This is a genomic window from Cellulomonas endometrii (genome assembly GCF_949769265.1).
In the GTDB taxonomy this organism is placed as follows: domain Bacteria; phylum Actinomycetota; class Actinomycetes; order Actinomycetales; family Cellulomonadaceae; genus Cellulomonas; species Cellulomonas endometrii.
Genome location: NZ_CATKPC010000007.1, coordinates 39926 through 56120 on the forward strand (window position 1 = coordinate 39926; position 16195 = coordinate 56120).

Here is a 16195-nt window from a genome sequence, read left to right on the forward strand (position 1 = left end):
GGTCAGGCCCGCGCGTCGATCGCGTCCAGCCGGCGGTCGACCACCAGGCCCGTCAGCAGCAGCGCCACGGCGACCGCGCCCAGCGGCAGCAGCGCCGTGACGTGCCACCCCACGAAGGCGACGGCGCCGAGCGTCACGAGCACCGCCAGGGACGTGCCGGGGGAGCTGGGCGGGGCCAGCAGCAGGAACCGCCAGGTCCGGCCGAACGACTCGTCGTAGCGGCGCACCACCGGCAGGAACCAGGCGCCGAGCACGAGCACCGCCGCGCCGAGCAGCAGCACCCCGGCGGCCGCGACGGCGGCCGCGCCGGTCGCCCCGGGGCCGCCTGCCCCGGGACCGCCGGCCCCGGCCAGCACCGGCAGCGCCAGCACGTCCGCGACCAGCGCCACCCCGGCGACCAGCAGCGGGGCACCCAGCCGGTTGACCCGCCGGAACCCGCCGCGGTACCCCGACCAGAACGCGCGCCAGGTCGAGGCGGGCGGGTCCCCGGCGGTGGACGCGGCGAGCGCGCCCTGCGCGGCGGCGAGCGCCGGCAGCACCCCGAGCAGCACGCCGCCCAGGAGCGTGCCGGCCAGCGCGAGCACGTTCACGGCGACCACGCGCACCGCGCCCCGCAGCCAGCGCATCACCGCGCCGGCCCAGCCGGGGACGTCCTCGCCGCCGTCGTGGACGGTCACGCGGGCCGGGACGGTGGCGGTCATCGCGCGTGCTCCGCGCCCTCGACGCGGGTCGCGACCGTGACCACGCCCCGGTCCAGCACCGCGCAGGACAGGGCGGGCCGGTCGCGCACGGCGTCCCACGACGGGAAGGCCACCGCCTCGGCCCGGCTGCCGTCCGCGCGGTGCCACGTGAACCGGCCGGCGCCGCGGGCGACGACCCCCCGCAGCCGGTCGGCCGTGACGGCCCGCCGGGCGCTGGACGCGAGCCCGGACGGGCGGTCGAAGGTCACGGCCTCCCACGTCCCGGCGAGCGCGGTCCCGTCCGCCGGCCACGCGGCCGCGCCGGCGTCCTCCCGGGCGCCCGCCCACGGCTGCGGCGACACCAGCGGCCAGCCGTCGGCGGTCCAGACCAGGCGCCGGACCTGCACCGCGTGCTGCGTGGGGTCGTCGGCGTCCCGCACGTGGTGCACCAGCAGGTGCCGCACGCCGCCGGGCTCGCCGGGCGCCGGCTCCGTGAGCACCGAGGCGTGGCCGGGTGCCAGCAGGCCGGGACCGCCGGTGAGCCGGTGCCCGCCGAGCACCGCCGTCCCGACGGCCGCCGGGTCGCCCTCGAGGTCCGTCAGCGCGCGCCCGGCGGCGTCCCGGAACGGGCCGGTGACCCGGTCCCCGACGCCGACCCGCAGGTGGTAGCTGTCGAACAGCGAGTCGTACGACACGAGCAGCGCGTAGCCGCCGCCGGGCCGGGGCAGCACGAACGCGCCCTCCACCGCCCCGTCGACGCTGCGCGGCCGCACCGCCAGCAGCGTGCCCGGCCCGGCGGTGGGGCCGGTCCCGGCGCCGGCGACGAACCCCGTCGCGGGGTCGAGCTCCAGGGCGTGGATGCCGCCGAAGAACGACCCGTAGACCAGCCAGTGCCGGCCCGCGGCGTCGACCACCGCGTTCGCGTCGATGGCGTTCGGGCCGTCGGTCTCGTGCCGGCTCGTGACGACGAGCCCGCGATCCCGCCACGGCCCGGCGGGGCGCGGTGCCGTCGCCAGCCCGATGGCCGAGGTCCGCGAGCCGAACGTCGAGGCGGAGTAGTACATCCGCCAGCGCGCGTCGCCGGGCACGGCCACGGTGTCCGGCACCCGCACGACGTCGGGCGCCCACAGCCCCTCGGCGCCGCTCCACGCGGCCGCGGCGGCGGGCACCCCGTCGAGCGCCCAGCCGTGGAACTCCCACGTCGCCAGGTCGGTCGAGCGGCGGACCTGCACGCCGCCGCGAGGCAGCGGGCCGTCGCCGTACGCGTCGGTCGAGAACAGCCAGTACGTGCCGTCGTCCCGGATCGCGGTGGGGTCGTGCGCGTGCCGGCCGCCCCAGGCCGAGGTGTCGGGGCCGGCGGCCGGGGCCGTGGCCGTCATCCCTTGGCCCCCGTCAGCGCGACCGACTCGATGATCTGCCGCTGGAAGATGAGGAACACCACGAGCAGCGGCACCAGCGCCAGGAACGACGCCGCCATGATCAGCGGGTAGTCGCGCTGCGTGGCGTACTCGACGTTGAGGTTCGCGATCACCACCTGCAGCGTCTGCTTCGACTCCGTGTTCAGGTACAGGATCGGGCCGAGGTAGTCGTTCCAGATGGTCATGAACCAGAGGATGAACTGCGCCGCGACGGCCGGCCGGATCAGCGGGAAGATCATCCGCCCGAAGATCTGCAGGTACGAGGCGCCGTCGATCTTCGCGGCCTCGACCATCGAGTCCGGGACGCTCGACAGGTACTGCCGCAGGAAGAAGATCATCACGATGTTCCCGAACAGCAGCGGCACGATCAGCGGGAGCAGGGTGTCGACCCAGCCGATCTTCGAGAACATGACGAACTGCGGGATCATCAGCGTCGGGTAGGGGATCATCAGGCCCGTCAGCAGGGCGATGAAGATCGCGTTCTTCGCGGGCAGCCGCATCTTCGCCAGCGCGAACGCCGCCAGCGACGACGTCACGGACCCGACGACGGTGACGGTCCCGGCCACGACCACGCTGTTGCGGAAGCCGGACAGGATCGGCGTCTCGGTCCAGATGCGGGTGAACGTGTCCCACTGCGGCGGGTCGGGGATCCAGACCGGCGGCAGCGCGAACACCTCGCCCTTGGTCTTCAGCGCGGTGGTCGCCATCCACAGCAGCGGCGCGAGCATCACGACGGCGCCGAGCGCGAGCACGACGAACAGCACGGTGTTCACGACGCGGTTCTGCGCGGAGGTGCTCAGGGGGGTCTTGCGACTCATGGTGGCTCGGTGCCCCTTCAGTCGATGCTGAACGCGTTGCGCCGGTTCAGGCGGAACTGGACGACGGTGACGACGAGGACGATCAGCCCGAGCACGACGGACATCGCCGTGGCGTAGCCCATCTGCTGGTACTTGAACGCCTGCCGGACGATGTAGTAGACGATCGACGCGGAGCTGAACTCGGGCCCGCCGGTCGGCGTCATGATGTTGATCTCGGTGAAGATCTGGGACCCGGCGATGATGTTCGTGACGACCAGGAAGAACGTCACGGGCCGCACCATCGGCAGGGTGATGGACCGGAACCGGTGGTACCCGTTCGCGCCGTCCAGCGACGCCGCCTCGTAGAGCGACCGGGGCACGGACTGGATGGCCGCGAGGTACAGCAGCATCGAGTACCCGAGGCCCTTCCAGACCGCGAGGATGATGATCGCCGGCTTCACCGTGGCGGTGTCCTGCAGCCAGTTCGGGCCCTCGATCCCGAACCACGCGAGCACCTGGTTCACGAGGCCGAAGTCGCCGTTGTAGGCGAACTGCCAGACGATCGCGATGGCGGCGAGCGACGAGATGACCGGCACGTAGTAGATGGTCCGGAACGCGGTCTGGCCGGGGATCTTCCGGTTCAGCGCGATGGCCAGGAGCAGCGCCAGCACCAGCCCGACCGGGATGCCGATCATGTAGAACGCGGTGTTCCACAGCGTCTGGCGGAAGTAGGGGTCGCTCAGCAGGCGCGTGTAGTTCTCGAGGCCGATGAACCGGGGTGCGGTCAGGCCGTTCCACTGCGTCAGGGAGGCGTACAGGGCGTACAGCAGCGGGTAGAGCGTGAAGACGAGGAACCCGAGCACGGGCGCGGCGATGAACGCGGCGGCCCAGCGGTGCTCGGTGCGGTGCAGGCGGCGCATGGCCTGGCGCGCCTGCCGGTCCGGCGTGGTGCGTCCGGCCCGCCGGGTGCCGTGGGCGTCCGGCGGGGACGGGACGAGCCCGGCAGCGGGCGCTGCGGGGACGGGGGTGGGTTCAGCGGTGGTCCGTGACATCCCGGTGCTCCTTCGCGGGTGACCCCCCGTCCGCCCGGGCGCGGCGTCGGCGCCCGGGCGGGACGGGGGAACGGTGGTGCAGGGAGGTCAGGCCCCGCCGCCCGCCATCTCGGCGTTCGTGTTGGACTCGTCGAGCAGCGCCTGCATCGTCGGCTGCACCTCCGCGAGGTACTCCGCGGCCGTCTTCTCGCCGTCGAGCACCGGCTGGATGTTCACCCAGAGCTCGTCGTACCACTGGGCCCCGTAGGTGAACGACGCGGGCATCGCGCGGCCGTAGTCCTGCACGATGTCGAGGAACTCCTGCCGGTTGGCGGGCTCGGCGTCGGGGGCGGCGGCCCACTCCTGGGCCATGTCGATCAGGTTCGGCACCTGGACGTTCGCGTCGACGAGCGTCTGCTGGGCGTCCACGTCGGTGGACAGGTAGGTGGCGAGCTGGACCGCGGCCTCCGGGTTCGACGTCGTGTTCGACACGCCGATGCCGAGGCTGCCGACCCAGGTCGCGGACTCGCCGGTCGAGCCGGCGGGCCAGGGGATCAGGTCGTACTCGAAGTCCAGGTCGTTGTAGACGCTCACGTCCCACGGCCCGACGGGGAAGAAGCCGATCTCGCCGGCCATCCACCGCTGGTACGTGTCGAGCGTGGCCGCCTCGGACGCGGACGGGGTGACGCCGTCCACGAGGGTCAGGTCGGCGAAGTACTGCAGCGCCTCGGCGAACTCGGGGGTGTCGACGGTGACCTCGGTGCGGTCCTCGTTGGTCCAGTCGCCGCCGTTGCTCCACACCATCGACTGCAGGTTCCACTGGACGTTCAGGCCGGTGCCCCACTGGTCGAGCGCGCCGTCGCCGTCGGTGTCCGCGGTGAGCTGCTTCGCGATGTCGCGGAACTGCTCGAACGTCAGCGGGACGTCGGGGTCCGGCAGCGGGATGCCGTTGGCCTCGAGCATCGTCTTGTTGTAGCCGAACGCGAACGGGCCGACGTCCTTGGGCAGGCCGTAGAGCGCGCCGTCGGGGGTGCCCTGCAGCGTGCCGTCGAACCGGTAGGAGTCGACGCCGTAGGGCCAGATGTTGTCGAGGTCCACGCCGGCGTCCTCGACCTGCTGGGTGATGTCCATCAGGACGCCCGAGGCGACGTAGGACTGCAGGTTCGCCTGCTCGATGTAGAACACGTCGGGGACCTTGTTGCCCGACACCGCGGCCTGGAGCTTCGTGGCGTACTGGTCGACGTCGGTGACGGTCATCTCGACCTCGACGCCGGTGTCCTCGGTGAACTTGTCGATCGCCGCCTGGTAGGCCGCCTTCTCGTCGGCGCCGCCGCGGAACATGAACGTGAGCGTGTCGTCGCCGCCGTCCTCGCCCCCGCCGCCGCCCGAGCCGCACGCGGTCAGGGCCAGCGCCCCGGCGAGCACGACGGCCGCCGCCCGGATCCTCTTGGTGGTCATTGCGCCTGTGCCTCCACTCGTGGACCGAGGTCGGGCGCGTCGCGGCGCGGCGGGTCCCGGGCAGCCGTCATCGGCTGCCGGACCGGGCGGGTCGGCGCTGACCTCGTGTTCTACATCGTTGAACTACAACGTTGGAGAGATTGGCACGGCGAGCCTCTCGCGGTCAAGCAACGGTTCGGTCACGAGATCGCGGCGGGCGTGCGCGGGGCCGCGGGTGTTGACTGCGGCGAGGAGCGCTGGGCAGGATGGCTGTACAACGATGTAGACCGCCGCAGCGACGTTGCTGGGCGCCCGGGCACCCCGCCCCACGCTCCCCGCTCCGCCACCCGTCGGCACCCGCGAGGAGAACCATGACCACCGTCACCCTGACCATCGACCCGGCGTTCCGCGTGGGGCCGGTCCGCCGCGGCACGTTCGGCGCCTTCGTCGAGCACCTCGGCCGCTGCGTGTACACCGGCATCCACGACCCGGAGCACCCCTCGGCGGACGCCGACGGGTTCCGCGGGGACGTCATCGAGCTGACCCGCGAGCTCGGCGTGTCCACCGTCCGCTACCCCGGCGGCAACTTCGTGTCCGGCTACCGGTGGGAGGACGGCGTGGGCCCGCGCGACCAGCGGCCCCGCCGGCTCGACCTCGCGTGGCACTCCACGGAGCCGAACCAGGTGGGCGTCGACGAGTTCATGCGCTGGACGAAGGCGTCGGGCACCGAGGCGATGATGGCGGTGAACCTCGGCACCCGCGGCGTGCAGGAGGCCCTCGACCTGCTGGAGTACTGCAACGTCGCGGGCGGCACCGCGCTGTCGGACCAGCGCCGCGCGAACGGCGCGGCGGACCCCTACGGCATCCGCATCTGGTGCCTGGGCAACGAGATGGACGGCCCCTGGCAGATCGGCCACAAGACGGCGCACGAGTACGGCCGGCTCGCCGCCGAGACCGCGCGCGCCATGCGGATGATCGACCCCGACCTGACCCTCGTTGCGTGCGGCTCGTCCGGCGTGCCGATCCCGACGTTCGGGCAGTGGGAGCAGACCGTGCTCTCGGAGACCTACGAGCACGTCGACATGATCTCGGCCCACGCGTACTACGCGGAGGAGGACGGGGACCTCGGCTCGTTCCTGGCGTCCGCGGTCGACATGGACCACTTCATCGACTCCGTGGCGGCGGTCGCGGACGGGGTGCGGGCGCACAAGAAGGTCGCCAAGCGGATCAACATCTCGTTCGACGAGTGGAACGTCTGGTACCAGAAGCGGGCCGAGTCCGTCCCGCCGAGCGGGGACGACTGGCCCGTGGCGCCGGTGCTGCTGGAGGACAAGTACAACGTCGCGGACGCCGTCGTGGTGGGCAACCTGCTGATCTCGCTGCTCCGGCACACCGACCGCGTGCAGTCGGCGAGCCTCGCCCAGCTGGTCAACGTGATCGCCCCGATCATGACCGAGCCCGGCGGCCGGGTCTGGCGGCAGACGACCTTCCACCCGTTCGCGCAGGCGTCGAAGTACGCCACGGGCGAGGTGCTGCAGGTCGCCGTCGAGGCCCCGACCTACGAGACGGCGAAGTTCGGCGACGCGCCGCTCGTCGACGCCGTGGCCACCCGGGACCCGGAGACCGGCGCCGTCGCGCTGTTCGCCGTCAACCGCTCCACGACCGAGACGGTCACCCTCGAGGTCGACACCCGGTCGATCCCCGGCCTGCGCGTGCTCGAGGCCACGACCCTGTCGAACCCCGACCACCAGTGGGTCGCCACGGCCGACGACGACACCTCGGTGCTGCCGCGGACCAACGACACCGCGGGCATCGACGGCGGCCGGCTCACCATCCAGGTCCCGCCGGTGTCCTGGAACGTCGTGCGGCTCGGTGCCTGAGACCGCGACCGCGGCGCCGGCGGGAGCGGCGGGAGCCCCCGCACCCCGCCGGCGCCGCACCGTGGCGGTGGCCACCGGGCTGGCGGTGGCGGTCGCCGCGGCCGGGGGCGCCGCGCTCGCGGCCACCCGCGACCCCGCCCCCGCCGCGGTGGCGCTCCCGGCCGGCGGCGACGCGACCGTGCACGACCCGGCGCTGGTCGTCGGGGAGGGCGACGACCCCTGGTACGTGTACTCCACCGGGGACGCGCGCACCGGCGCCGGCGCGGTGCAGGTGCGCCGGTCGACCGACGCGGGCGCCACCTGGGAGTACGCCGGCACGGCGTGGGGCCCGTCCGACGCGCCCCGGTGGGCGCAGGAGGCCGTGCCGGGGGTCACGAGCTACTGGGCGCCCGAGCTCTACCAGCACGACGGCACCTGGTACCTCTACTACGCCGCGTCGACGTTCGGGTCGAACCGCTCCGTGATCGGCCTGCGGACCAGCCCCACCCTCGACCCGGACGACCCGGACTACGCCTGGACGGACCGCGGCGAGGTGTGGGCCTCGGAGCCCAGCGACGACTACAACGCGATCGACCCCGGCATCGTCGAGGACGCCGACGGCACGCCGTGGATGGTCTTCGGCTCCTACTGGTCCGGCGTCCAGGTCGTGGAGCTGGCGTGGCCCGACGGGCTCCCGGTCGCCGGCGCCGAGCCGGTCCCGCTGGCGAGCCGGCTGTCCGCGCCGCACGCGGTCGAGGCGCCGTTCGTCGTGCCGCACGACGGCTGGTACTACCTGCTGGTCTCGCAGGACACCTGCTGCCAGGGGACGGACTCGACGTACCGGATCGCCGTCGGCCGGTCGCGGGAGGTCACCGGCCCCTACGTGACGCGCGACGGCACGGACCTGCTGCTCGACGGCGGCGACGTGCTGCTGAGCTCCACCGGCGACATGGTGGGGCCCGGCGGGCAGTCGGTGTCCCGCGGGGTCCTCGGGTTCCACTTCTACGACGCCGCGACCGGCGGGACGCCCACGCTCGGGCTGCGGGAGATCGCGTGGGACGACGAGGGCTGGCCGGTGCTGACGACGGCCGAGGAACAGGCGGGCTGACCGGTCCGTCCTGCGCTCAGAGCGCCTGGTGCAGCACCAGGTCGTGGTGGACCTGGTCGCCGACCGTGAACCGGCGCTCGCCGACCTCGGCGAACCCGGACCGCCGGTAGAACGCCTGCGCCCGGGCGTTCTCCCCGTTGACGCCGAGCCACACGCCGGCCGCCCCGCGGGACCGCGCCGCGTCGAGGCTGGCGGCCATGAGCGCCCGCGCGACGCCCGCGCCGTGCCGGCCGGGCAGCACGTAGCACTTGCTGAGCTCGACCGTCGGCCGCAGCGGCACGACCGCCGCGACGTCCGGGTCGTACGGCTCGCCCGCGACCAGCATCGTGTAGCCCGTCAGGGCGCCGTCCTCGTCCGCCACCAGCAGGTCCCGGGCCGGGTCGGCCAGGTAGCCCGCGAACGACGCCGGGGTCAGGTGCGCCGCGATGAAGGCGGCGTGGTCCTCGGGCGTGGACGACGGCGGGCAGGCGAGCGGGAACGTCACCGCGGCGAGCGCGGCCAGGGCGTCCGCCTCGTCGGCCCGCGCGCGCCGGACGACCGCCGCGACCGTGTCGGTCCGAGGCGTCCCCGTCACTGCCCGCCCCAGCGGGACCGGATCGCGCGCCGGGCGGTGCGGAACACCAGCCCGACCACCCAGGCGGACCCCGCGATGGTCGCCGCGTCGACGCCCCGCCGGGTGGCGTTGCGGCGCCCGCGGAACTCGCGCACGGGCCACCCCACCTCGGCGGCGTGCTTCCGGAGCCGGCCGTCGGGGTTGATCGCGCACGGGAACCCGACCTCGGACAGGATCGGGACGTCGTTCGTGGAGTCGCCGTACGCGAACGACCGCGACAGGTCGATGCCCTCGCGCTCCGCGACGACGCGGACCGCCTCGGCCTTCGCCTTCCCGTGCAGCAGGTCCCCGACCAGGCGTCCGGTGTAGAACCCGTCCTTGTGCTCCGCGACGGTGCCCACCGCTCCGGTCGCGCCGAGCCGGCGCGCGATGATCTCCGCGATCTCGACCGGGGTCGCCGTCACCAGCCACACCTCGTGGCCCGCGCGCAGGTGCTGGTCGAGCAGCCGCTGCGTGCCCGGGAAGATGCGCAGCGACAGGACCTCGTCGTAGATGTCCTCCGCGATGGCCACGACCTCGGCGACCGACCGCCCGTGCATGATCTCCAGCGCCCGCTGGCGGACCTCGTCGATCTGCTCGCGGTTCTCGCCGAACGCGAGGTACCGGAACTGGTGCACCGCGAACCGCAGGATGTCGCCCCGCTGGAAGAAGGCCCGCCGGTAGAGCCCCACGGCGAGGTGGAACGAGCTCGCCCCTCGGATGATGGTGTTGTCCACGTCGAAGAAGGCGGCCACCCGGCCCGGCTGCACGGCGGCGCCGGTCACGGGCTCGGTGGGCTCGGGCACCCGGCCACTGTAGCCAGATGCCTAGGCTCGTGCCGTGCCGACCACCAGCGACGCCCCCGCCCCCGCCGACCGCCCGCCGCGCGTCGTCCTGTACGGCCGCGCGGGCTGCCACCTGTGCGCCGACGCGCGTGCCGTGGTCGCCGACGTGTGCGCCGCGACGGGCGACTCGTGGGCCGAGGTCGACGTCGACGCGGGCGGCCGCACGCCCGACGGGCGCACCCTCGCGGACGCCTACGGCGAGCTCGTCCCGGTCGTGGAGGTCGACGGCGCGCGGGTCGGCTACTGGCAGATCGACGCCGCCCGCGTGCGGGACGCCCTCGCCGCGGGACCGACGGCCTAGTCTGTTCCTCGTGCGAGCCCTGCCGCCGACCACCGTCGCCCGCCTGCCGGGATACCTGCGCTCCCTCGGCGGGCTCGCCTCCGAGGGCGTGACCACGACGTCCTCCGACCAGCTCGCGGACCTCGTCGGCGCGTCGCCGGCGCAGCTCCGCAAGGACCTGTCCTACCTGGGTGCGGGCGGCCGGCGCGGCGTCGGCTACGAGGTCGACCACCTGCGCAAGCAGATCGCCCAGGCGCTCGGCATGGCCGAGGAGCGGCAGCTCGTCATCGTCGGCATCGGCAACCTCGGGCACGCGCTGGCGACGTACTCCGGGTTCGCGGACCGCGGGTTCGTGCTGGTCGGCCTGTTCGACGCCGACCCCTCGCTGGTCGGCACGACCGTCGCCGGTCACGTCGTGGAGCACGTCGACCGCCTGGAGGAGGTCGTGGAGGAGGTCGGGGCGAGCATCGCGATCGTCGCCACCCCCGCGTCCGCCGCGCAGGGCACCACCGACCGGCTGGTCGCGGCCGGCGTGACGGGCATCCTCAACTTCGCGCCCCGCACCGTCCGGGTCCCGGACGGCGTGGACGTCCGCGAGGTCGACCTGGGCTCCGAGCTGCAGATCCTCGGCTTCCACGCCCGCCGACGCTCCGCCCAGCCGGCACCGGAGCCGTCGCGGGAGCCGGAGCCGGAGCTCGCGCCGGAGCCCGTCGCCGCGGTCGACTGACCCGGACCGCCCGGCCGACTGGACCGCCCGGCCGACTGAACCGCCCGGCCGACTGGACCCCCCGGCCGACTGGACCCCCCGGCCGCCGAGGTCGTCACATCCGCACGAGGTCGTCCCGCAGGACTGACGACCTCGTGCCGTCCTGACGACCTCGCGGGGGGGCGGGGGGTGGATTGCCGGCCCCGGACGCGAGGAGGGCCCGATCGCGGCAGGGGGTGCGCGATCGGGCCCTCGTCGGGGGCGCCCCCGGTGCCGGGGGCGCGGCAGGCTCAGGCCTGCTTGATGGCCGAGATCTCGAGCGAGACGACGACCTTGTCGGAGACCAGGACGCCGCCGGTCTCGAGGGCCGCGTTCCACGTGATGCCGAAGTCCTTGCGGGAGATCGTCGTGGAGGCGGAGAAGCCGGCGCGCTGGTTGCCGAACGGGTCGGTGGCCGAGCCGCCGAACTCGGTGGCCAGGTCGACGGACTTGGTGACGCCGTTGATGGTGAGGTCACCGGTGACGACGTAGTCCTCGCCGTCCGCGCGGACGGCGGTCGAGGCGAAGGTCCACTCGCCGAACTTCTCCAGGTCGAAGAAGTCGGCCGACTTCAGGTGGCCGTCGCGGCCCGCGTCGCCGGTGCTGATGGTCGACGGGTCCAGGGCGGCGGTCACGCCGGACAGCGCCAGGTCGTCGGCGACGGTGATGGTGCCGGAGGTCACCGCGACGGTGCCGCGGACCTTGGAGATGCCCGCGTGGCGGACCGTGAAGGACGCCTCGGTGTGGGAGGGGTCGATCGTCCAGGTGCCGGCGGTCAGGGCGGTGGGGAGCGTCGTGGTCGACATGGTGCCTCCTGCTAGATGGTTGAAGCATCAACTGCTGATAGTTGAGATTTCTACTACAGTGCGAGGCGGAGCGCAAGAGGTGGGACCATCGGCGGACGAGATCGCACCTGCGCCTGAGGGGAGGACGGCGATGGTCGCCACGACGACCGAGGAGGTCCGCTGGCTCTCGGCGGACGAGCAGCGGGCCTGGCGCGCGTACCGCGACGGGACGGCCCGGCTGCTCGACGTGCTCGCGCACGAGCTGGAGCAGGACTCCGGCCTGTCGCTGGGCGAGTACGAGGTGCTGGTGCGCCTGTCCGAGGCCCCCGGCCGGACGCTGCGGATGTCCGAGCTCGCGGGTGAGCTCGCCCACTCCCGCAGCCGCCTCACGCACACCGTGCGCCGCATGGAGGCCGCCGGGCTCGTCGAGCGCGCGCCGTGCCTCGAGGACGCCCGCGGTGTGAACTGCACCATGACGGAGGCGGGCTGGCAGCGGCTGGTCGCCGCCGCGCCCTCGCACGTCGAGTCCGTGCGCCGGCACCTGGTCGACGTGCTGTCCCCGCAGCAGATGCAGGCCCTGGGCGACGCGATGGCCGCGGTCGGCGCCGCCTTCCAGGCCGACTGCGCGCAGGCGCTCGCCGACGCGGAGGCCGCGCAGTCCTAGGCCCGGCTGGGGACGACGGCGCGACCACCCAGTCTGGTTTGCGAGACTGACCCCATGGTCGCCACCACCCTCCACCTCATGCGGCACGGCGAGGTGCACAACCCCACCGGCGTGCTCTACGGCCGGCTCCCCGGCTACCACCTCTCCGAGCGCGGGCAGCAGATGGCCGAGCGGGTCGCCGCCCACCTCGCGGGCGAGCTCGGCGGCCCCCGCCGGGACGTCACCGCGCTGTTCGCCTCGCCGCTGCAGCGGGCGCAGGAGACCGCCGCCCCGATCGCGGCGGCGCTGGGCCTGCCGGTGCAGACCGACGAGGGCCTGCTCGAGGCCGAGAACCAGTTCCAGGGCCTGACGTTCGGCGTCGGCGACGGGTCGCTGCGCCACCCGCGGCACTGGCCGCTGCTCGTCAACCCGTTCCGCCCGTCCTGGGGGGAGCCGTACCGCACGCAGGTCGCGCGGGTGCTGGCCGTCGTCGACCGCGCGCGCGAGGCCGCCCGCGGGCACGAGGCCGTGCTGGTCAGCCACCAGCTGCCGATCTGGGTGACCCGGCTCGCGCTGGAGAACCGGCGGCTGTGGCACGACCCGCGCCGCCGGCAGTGCTCGCTCGCCTCGCTGACCAGCCTGGTCTTCGAGGACGACCGCCTGGTGCGGATCTCCTACACCGAGCCCGCCGCCGACCTGCTGCCCGGCGCGTCCGCCGTGGCGGGGGCGTGACCGTGCGCGCCGTCCGGAGCCGTCGCGCCGGGGCCGCCGCGGTGGCGCTCGGGGCGGTGCTGGCGCTCGCGGGCTGCTCCGGCGACGACGGCACGGGCGGCGGCTCCGGCGACGCCGACGTGGCGGACCAGGGCTACGTCTCCGGGGACGGCTCGTTCACGCAGTGGGCCGCCGACGACCGGCAGGGCCCCGTCGAGGTGGCGGGGACCGACTTCGCCGGCCAGGCCGTCGACGTCGCGGACTGGCGCGGTGACGTGGTCGTGCTCAACACCTGGTACGCCGCCTGCCCGCCCTGCCGGGAGGAGGCGCCCGACCTGGTGGACATCGCGAACGAGTACGCGGACGCCGGCGTGCACCTCCTCGGCATCAACGGGGTCGACGACGCCGGCGCGGCCGAGTCGTTCCAGCGCACCTTCGACGTCCCGTACCCGAGCATCGACGACCGGGACAAGCAGGCGGTCGCCGCGCTGCAGGGCGTCGTGCCGATCCAGGCCACGCCGACCACCGTGGTGCTCGACCGCGACGGCAAGGTCGCCGCGCGGATCGTCGGGCTCGCCGAGGGCTCCACGCTCCGCGCGCTCGTCGACGAGGTGCTCGCCGAGGGCGAGGGCGCTGCGTGATGCTCGCCGACGTCGGGGACTCGTTCGCGCAGGCCGCCACCTCCGGGTCGCTGCTCGCGGCCGTGCCGGTGGCGGTGCTCGCGGGACTGGTGTCGTTCGCCTCGCCCTGCGTGCTGCCGCTCGTCCCCGCCTACGTCGGCTACCTGGGCGGGATGTCCGCGGCGTCCGCGTCCCCGGCCGCCGGCACCCGGGCGGCGCGGGTCCCGGCCGCGTCGGGCGGGTCGATCGACCTCGCCGCGAACCTCCCCGCGCAGCCGTCCCTCGGGGCGACCGCGACCGCGCCGGAGCCGTCCCGCGGCCGGCTGGTGCTCGGGGTGCTGCTGTTCGTGGCGGGGTTCACCGCCGTGTTCCTCGCGTACGGCTCCCTGGCCGGCACGCTGGGGTCGTTCCTGCTGCGCTGGCAGGACCCGGTGTCCCGCGTGCTCGGTGTGGGCGTGATCGTCATGGGCCTGGCGTTCCTGGGCCTGGTGCCGTTCCTGCAGCAGGACCGGCGGAACCTGCTCGCCCCGCGGGCCGGCCTGTGGGGCGCGCCGGTGCTGGGCGTGACGTTCGGCATCGGCTGGACGCCCTGCATCGGCCCGACGCTCGCGGCGATCCTCCTGCTCTCGCTCGACGGCGGGTCGGCCGGCCGCGGCGCCCTGCTCGCGCTGGCGTTCTGCGCCGGGCTCGGGCTGCCGTTCTTCCTCGTCGCCCTCGGCCTGCAGCGCAGCCGCCGGGCCCTCGACTGGCTCGCCCGGCACCGTCTCGCCGTGATGCGCGTCGGCGGCGCCCTCCTCATCCTGCTCGGGATCGCGCTCGTCACCGGGCTGTGGTCCGCGTGGGCGGGCTGGCTCCAGGGCCTGCTCACCGGCGCCCAGCCCTTCGTCCCGGCGGTCTGACATGTCACGTGACACCGAGCCCTCGCCCCGCGGCTACACGCCCGAGGGCCTCGAGGACGCCTTCAGCACCGGCCGCACCGCGGCGCCGGGCGGCGGGTCCGGCGCGCCCGGAGGCCCGGGCCGGCCCGAGGGCTCCGGCGACGCCCCGCAGCTGCCCGCCCTCGGCGTCGTCGGCTGGCTCCGGTGGGGCTGGCGCCAGCTCACCTCGATGCGCGTGGCGCTGCTGCTGCTCATGCTGCTCGCGGTCGCCGCCGTGCCGGGCACGATCTTCCCGCAGCGGTCGCAGACCCCGGAGGACGTCGCGACCTACCTGGCCGACCACCCCGACCTCGGGCCCGTGCTCGACGGGCTCGGGTTCTTCGGCGTCTACTCGTCGGTCTGGTTCTCCGCGATCTACCTGCTGCTGTTCGTCTCGCTGGTGGGCTGCATCCTGCCGCGCAGCCGCACCCACCTGCGGGCGGTGCGGGGCCGGCCGCCGCGCGCGCCGCGCCGTTTCGACCGGTTCCCCGCGCAGGCGTCCGCGGAGCTCGGCGGCGCGCCCGAGCAGGTGGCCGAGCGCGCCGCCGTCGCGCTGGGCGGCCCGCGCTGGTGGCGCCGGTTCCGCGTCGACGTCCGCGACGAGGGTGGCGGCACGTGGAGCGTCGCGGCCGAGCGGGGCTACCTGCGGGAGACCGGCAACCTGGTGTTCCACCTCGCGCTGGTCGGGCTGCTCGTCTCCGTGGCCACCGGCCAGCTGCTGCACTACCGCGGGCAGGCGATCGTCGTCGAGGGCCGCGCGTTCGCGAACACCCAGAGCGACTACGACACGTTCGAGTCGGGCTCCGGGTTCAGCGCCTCGTCGCTCGACCCCTTCTCGCTGCGGCTCGACTCGTTCGAGTCCCGCTTCGACCCGCAGACGCTGCAGTCCCGCGACTTCACCGCGCACGTCACGGTCACGGAGCCCGGCGGGCAGGGGGCGGCGGACACGATCAAGGTCAACGAGCCGCTGCTCGCCGGCGGCGCGAAGGTCTACCTGCAGGGCAACGGCTACGCCCCCCAGGTCACCGTGCGCGACGCCTCCGGCGAGGTGGTGTTCGCGGGCGCCGTGCCGTTCCTGCCGCAGGACACCGTGTACACCTCGCAGGGCGTCATCAAGGTGCCGGACGTGACCACCGGCCCGCAGATCGGACTCCAGGGCGTGCTGCTCCCGACGGCCGAGCAGGTCTCGGACGACATCTGGCGGTCGGTGTACCCGCAGCCCACCGACCCGCTGCTGGCCCTGGCGGTGTGGACCGGCGACCTCGGGCTCGACGACGGCGTCCCGCAGAACGTCTACCAGCTCGACGAGTCGGGCCTCACCCAGGAGGTCGACGCCGACGGGCGGCCGGTCACGCTCTACGCGCGGCCCGGCGAGACCGTCGACCTGCCGGACGGTCTCGGCACCCTGACCTTCGACGCGCTGCCCCGGTTCGTCGCGCTCGACCTGCGGCACGACCCCTCGCTGGCGTGGGTGCTGACGTTCGCGCTGCTCGCGTTCGCGGGCCTCGCCACGTCCCTGTTCGTGCCGCGGCGCCGCGTCTGGCTGCGCGCGCGCCCGGCCGTCGCCGACGGGGACGAAGGTCCCGGGTCAGGCCGTACAGTGGTCACCGCCGCCGCTCTGGCGCGCGGAGACGACGTGGGTCTGCAGGCGGAGCTCGACCGGGCGATGGACCGGCTCCGCGACGCGACCGGCGACGGGCCCACCGGCCGACCCGGAAGGTGAAGGA

The 16195-nt window shown here is 74.3% G+C and carries 17 protein-coding genes; 9 read left to right on the forward strand and 8 right to left on the reverse strand.

The features are described from left to right. Positions 1–2: 2 nt before the first annotated feature. From QNH85_RS09510 to QNH85_RS09530, 5 genes are all read right to left on the reverse strand, one after another. On the reverse strand, positions 3–701 hold the full coding sequence (locus QNH85_RS09510; RefSeq protein ID WP_282946045.1) for a DUF624 domain-containing protein: 699 nt from the start codon (positions 699–701) through the stop codon (positions 3–5). After that, positions 698–2059, reverse strand: a complete 1362-nt coding sequence (locus QNH85_RS09515) for an arabinan endo-1,5-alpha-L-arabinosidase (RefSeq protein ID WP_282946047.1) — start codon at positions 2057–2059, stop codon at positions 698–700. The genes QNH85_RS09510 and QNH85_RS09515 overlap by 4 nt, the downstream gene beginning before the upstream one ends. Continuing rightward, entirely contained in the window at positions 2056–2916 is an 861-nt protein-coding gene (locus tag QNH85_RS09520) for a carbohydrate ABC transporter permease (protein WP_282946049.1), read from the reverse strand. Before QNH85_RS09520 ends, QNH85_RS09515 begins: the two co-directional genes overlap by 4 nt. A gap of 17 nt (positions 2917–2933) precedes the next feature. Continuing rightward, positions 2934–3947 carry a carbohydrate ABC transporter permease gene (locus QNH85_RS09525; protein ID WP_282946051.1) on the reverse strand — a complete coding sequence of 338 codons (1014 nt, stop codon included), beginning with the start codon at positions 3945–3947 and terminating at the stop codon, positions 2934–2936. 87 nt (positions 3948–4034) lie between these two features. After that, positions 4035–5384: an ABC transporter substrate-binding protein gene (locus tag QNH85_RS09530; RefSeq protein ID WP_282946053.1), complete on the reverse strand. Its 1350-nt coding sequence runs from the start codon at positions 5382–5384 to the stop codon at positions 4035–4037. A gap of 350 nt (positions 5385–5734) precedes the next feature. On the opposite strand from QNH85_RS09530, the gene arfA reads away from it, so the two are divergent. Next, positions 5735–7243 (forward strand): arabinosylfuranosidase ArfA, encoded by a 1509-nt coding sequence (gene arfA, locus QNH85_RS09535; RefSeq protein ID WP_282946055.1) that lies wholly within the window; start codon positions 5735–5737, stop codon positions 7241–7243. Continuing rightward, positions 7236–8330, forward strand: a complete 1095-nt coding sequence (locus tag QNH85_RS09540; RefSeq protein ID WP_282946057.1) for an arabinan endo-1,5-alpha-L-arabinosidase — start codon at positions 7236–7238, stop codon at positions 8328–8330. Before arfA ends, QNH85_RS09540 begins: the two co-directional genes overlap by 8 nt. A 16-nt stretch (positions 8331–8346) precedes the next feature. On the opposite strand, the gene QNH85_RS09545 is transcribed toward QNH85_RS09540, so the two are convergent. Both QNH85_RS09545 and QNH85_RS09550 read right to left on the reverse strand, forming a co-directional pair. After that, positions 8347–8904 carry a GNAT family N-acetyltransferase gene (locus QNH85_RS09545; RefSeq protein WP_282946059.1) on the reverse strand — a complete coding sequence of 186 codons (558 nt, stop codon included), beginning with the start codon at positions 8902–8904 and terminating at the stop codon, positions 8347–8349. Then, positions 8901–9728 carry an HAD family hydrolase gene (locus QNH85_RS09550; RefSeq protein ID WP_282946061.1) on the reverse strand — a complete coding sequence of 276 codons (828 nt, stop codon included), beginning with the start codon at positions 9726–9728 and terminating at the stop codon, positions 8901–8903. The genes QNH85_RS09545 and QNH85_RS09550 overlap by 4 nt, the downstream gene beginning before the upstream one ends. 34 nt (positions 9729–9762) lie before the next feature. Here QNH85_RS09550 and QNH85_RS09555 point away from each other — a divergent pair, with 34 nt between their 5' ends. Then, on the forward strand, positions 9763–10068 hold the full coding sequence (locus tag QNH85_RS09555; protein WP_213283169.1) for a glutaredoxin family protein: 306 nt from the start codon (positions 9763–9765) through the stop codon (positions 10066–10068). A gap of 10 nt (positions 10069–10078) precedes the next feature. After that, positions 10079–10774, forward strand: a complete 696-nt coding sequence (locus QNH85_RS09560) for a redox-sensing transcriptional repressor Rex (RefSeq protein WP_282946062.1) — start codon at positions 10079–10081, stop codon at positions 10772–10774. Positions 10775–11043: 269 nt separating this feature from the next. Here the strand turns inward: QNH85_RS09560 and QNH85_RS09565 are convergent, their stop codons facing one another. Next, on the reverse strand, positions 11044–11598 hold the full coding sequence (locus QNH85_RS09565) for a YceI family protein (RefSeq protein WP_213283170.1): 555 nt from the start codon (positions 11596–11598) through the stop codon (positions 11044–11046). Between the two features lie 130 nt (positions 11599–11728). Between QNH85_RS09565 and QNH85_RS09570 the strand changes: the two genes are divergently transcribed. The 5 genes from QNH85_RS09570 to resB are packed head-to-tail and all read left to right on the forward strand — an operon-like array spanning position 11729 to position 16191. Further along, the gene (locus QNH85_RS09570) at positions 11729–12241 is read left to right on the forward strand and encodes a MarR family winged helix-turn-helix transcriptional regulator (protein ID WP_213283171.1); all 513 of its coding nucleotides are present in this window, start codon (positions 11729–11731) and stop codon (positions 12239–12241) included. Between the two features lie 54 nt (positions 12242–12295). Continuing rightward, entirely contained in the window at positions 12296–12952 is a 657-nt protein-coding gene (locus QNH85_RS09575; RefSeq protein ID WP_282946066.1) for a histidine phosphatase family protein, read from the forward strand. A gap of 2 nt (positions 12953–12954) precedes the next feature. After that, positions 12955–13572, forward strand: coding sequence for a TlpA family protein disulfide reductase (locus QNH85_RS09580; RefSeq protein WP_428830390.1), 618 nt, complete (start codon positions 12955–12957; stop codon positions 13570–13572). Then, entirely contained in the window at positions 13572–14450 is an 879-nt protein-coding gene (locus tag QNH85_RS09585; protein ID WP_282946246.1) for a cytochrome c biogenesis CcdA family protein, read from the forward strand. Before QNH85_RS09580 ends, QNH85_RS09585 begins: the two co-directional genes overlap by 1 nt. A gap of 1 nt (position 14451) precedes the next feature. Next, entirely contained in the window at positions 14452–16191 is a 1740-nt protein-coding gene (resB, locus tag QNH85_RS09590; protein WP_282946069.1) for a cytochrome c biogenesis protein ResB, read from the forward strand. Positions 16192–16195: the final 4 nt, after the last annotated feature.

Excerpts from the sequence above, each read along its gene's own strand:
- QNH85_RS09510 (WP_282946045.1), bottom strand. The coding sequence starts at position 701 with ATGACCGCCACCGTCCCGGCCCGCGTGACCGTCCACGACGGCGGCGAG.
- QNH85_RS09515 (WP_282946047.1), bottom strand. The coding sequence starts at position 2,059 with ATGACGGCCACGGCCCCGGCCGCCGGCCCCGACACCTCGGCCTGGGGC.
- QNH85_RS09520 (WP_282946049.1), bottom strand. The coding sequence starts at position 2,916 with ATGAGTCGCAAGACCCCCCTGAGCACCTCCGCGCAGAACCGCGTCGTG.
- QNH85_RS09525 (WP_282946051.1), bottom strand. The coding sequence starts at position 3,947 with ATGTCACGGACCACCGCTGAACCCACCCCCGTCCCCGCAGCGCCCGCT.
- QNH85_RS09530 (WP_282946053.1), bottom strand. The coding sequence starts at position 5,384 with ATGACCACCAAGAGGATCCGGGCGGCGGCCGTCGTGCTCGCCGGGGCG.
- arfA (WP_282946055.1), top strand. The coding sequence starts at position 5,735 with ATGACCACCGTCACCCTGACCATCGACCCGGCGTTCCGCGTGGGGCCG.
- QNH85_RS09565 (WP_213283170.1), bottom strand. The coding sequence starts at position 11,598 with ATGTCGACCACGACGCTCCCCACCGCCCTGACCGCCGGCACCTGGACG.
- QNH85_RS09570 (WP_213283171.1), top strand. The coding sequence starts at position 11,729 with ATGGTCGCCACGACGACCGAGGAGGTCCGCTGGCTCTCGGCGGACGAG.
- QNH85_RS09575 (WP_282946066.1), top strand. The coding sequence starts at position 12,296 with ATGGTCGCCACCACCCTCCACCTCATGCGGCACGGCGAGGTGCACAAC.
- QNH85_RS09585 (WP_282946246.1), top strand. The coding sequence starts at position 13,572 with ATGCTCGCCGACGTCGGGGACTCGTTCGCGCAGGCCGCCACCTCCGGG.
- resB (WP_282946069.1), top strand. The coding sequence starts at position 14,452 with ATGTCACGTGACACCGAGCCCTCGCCCCGCGGCTACACGCCCGAGGGC.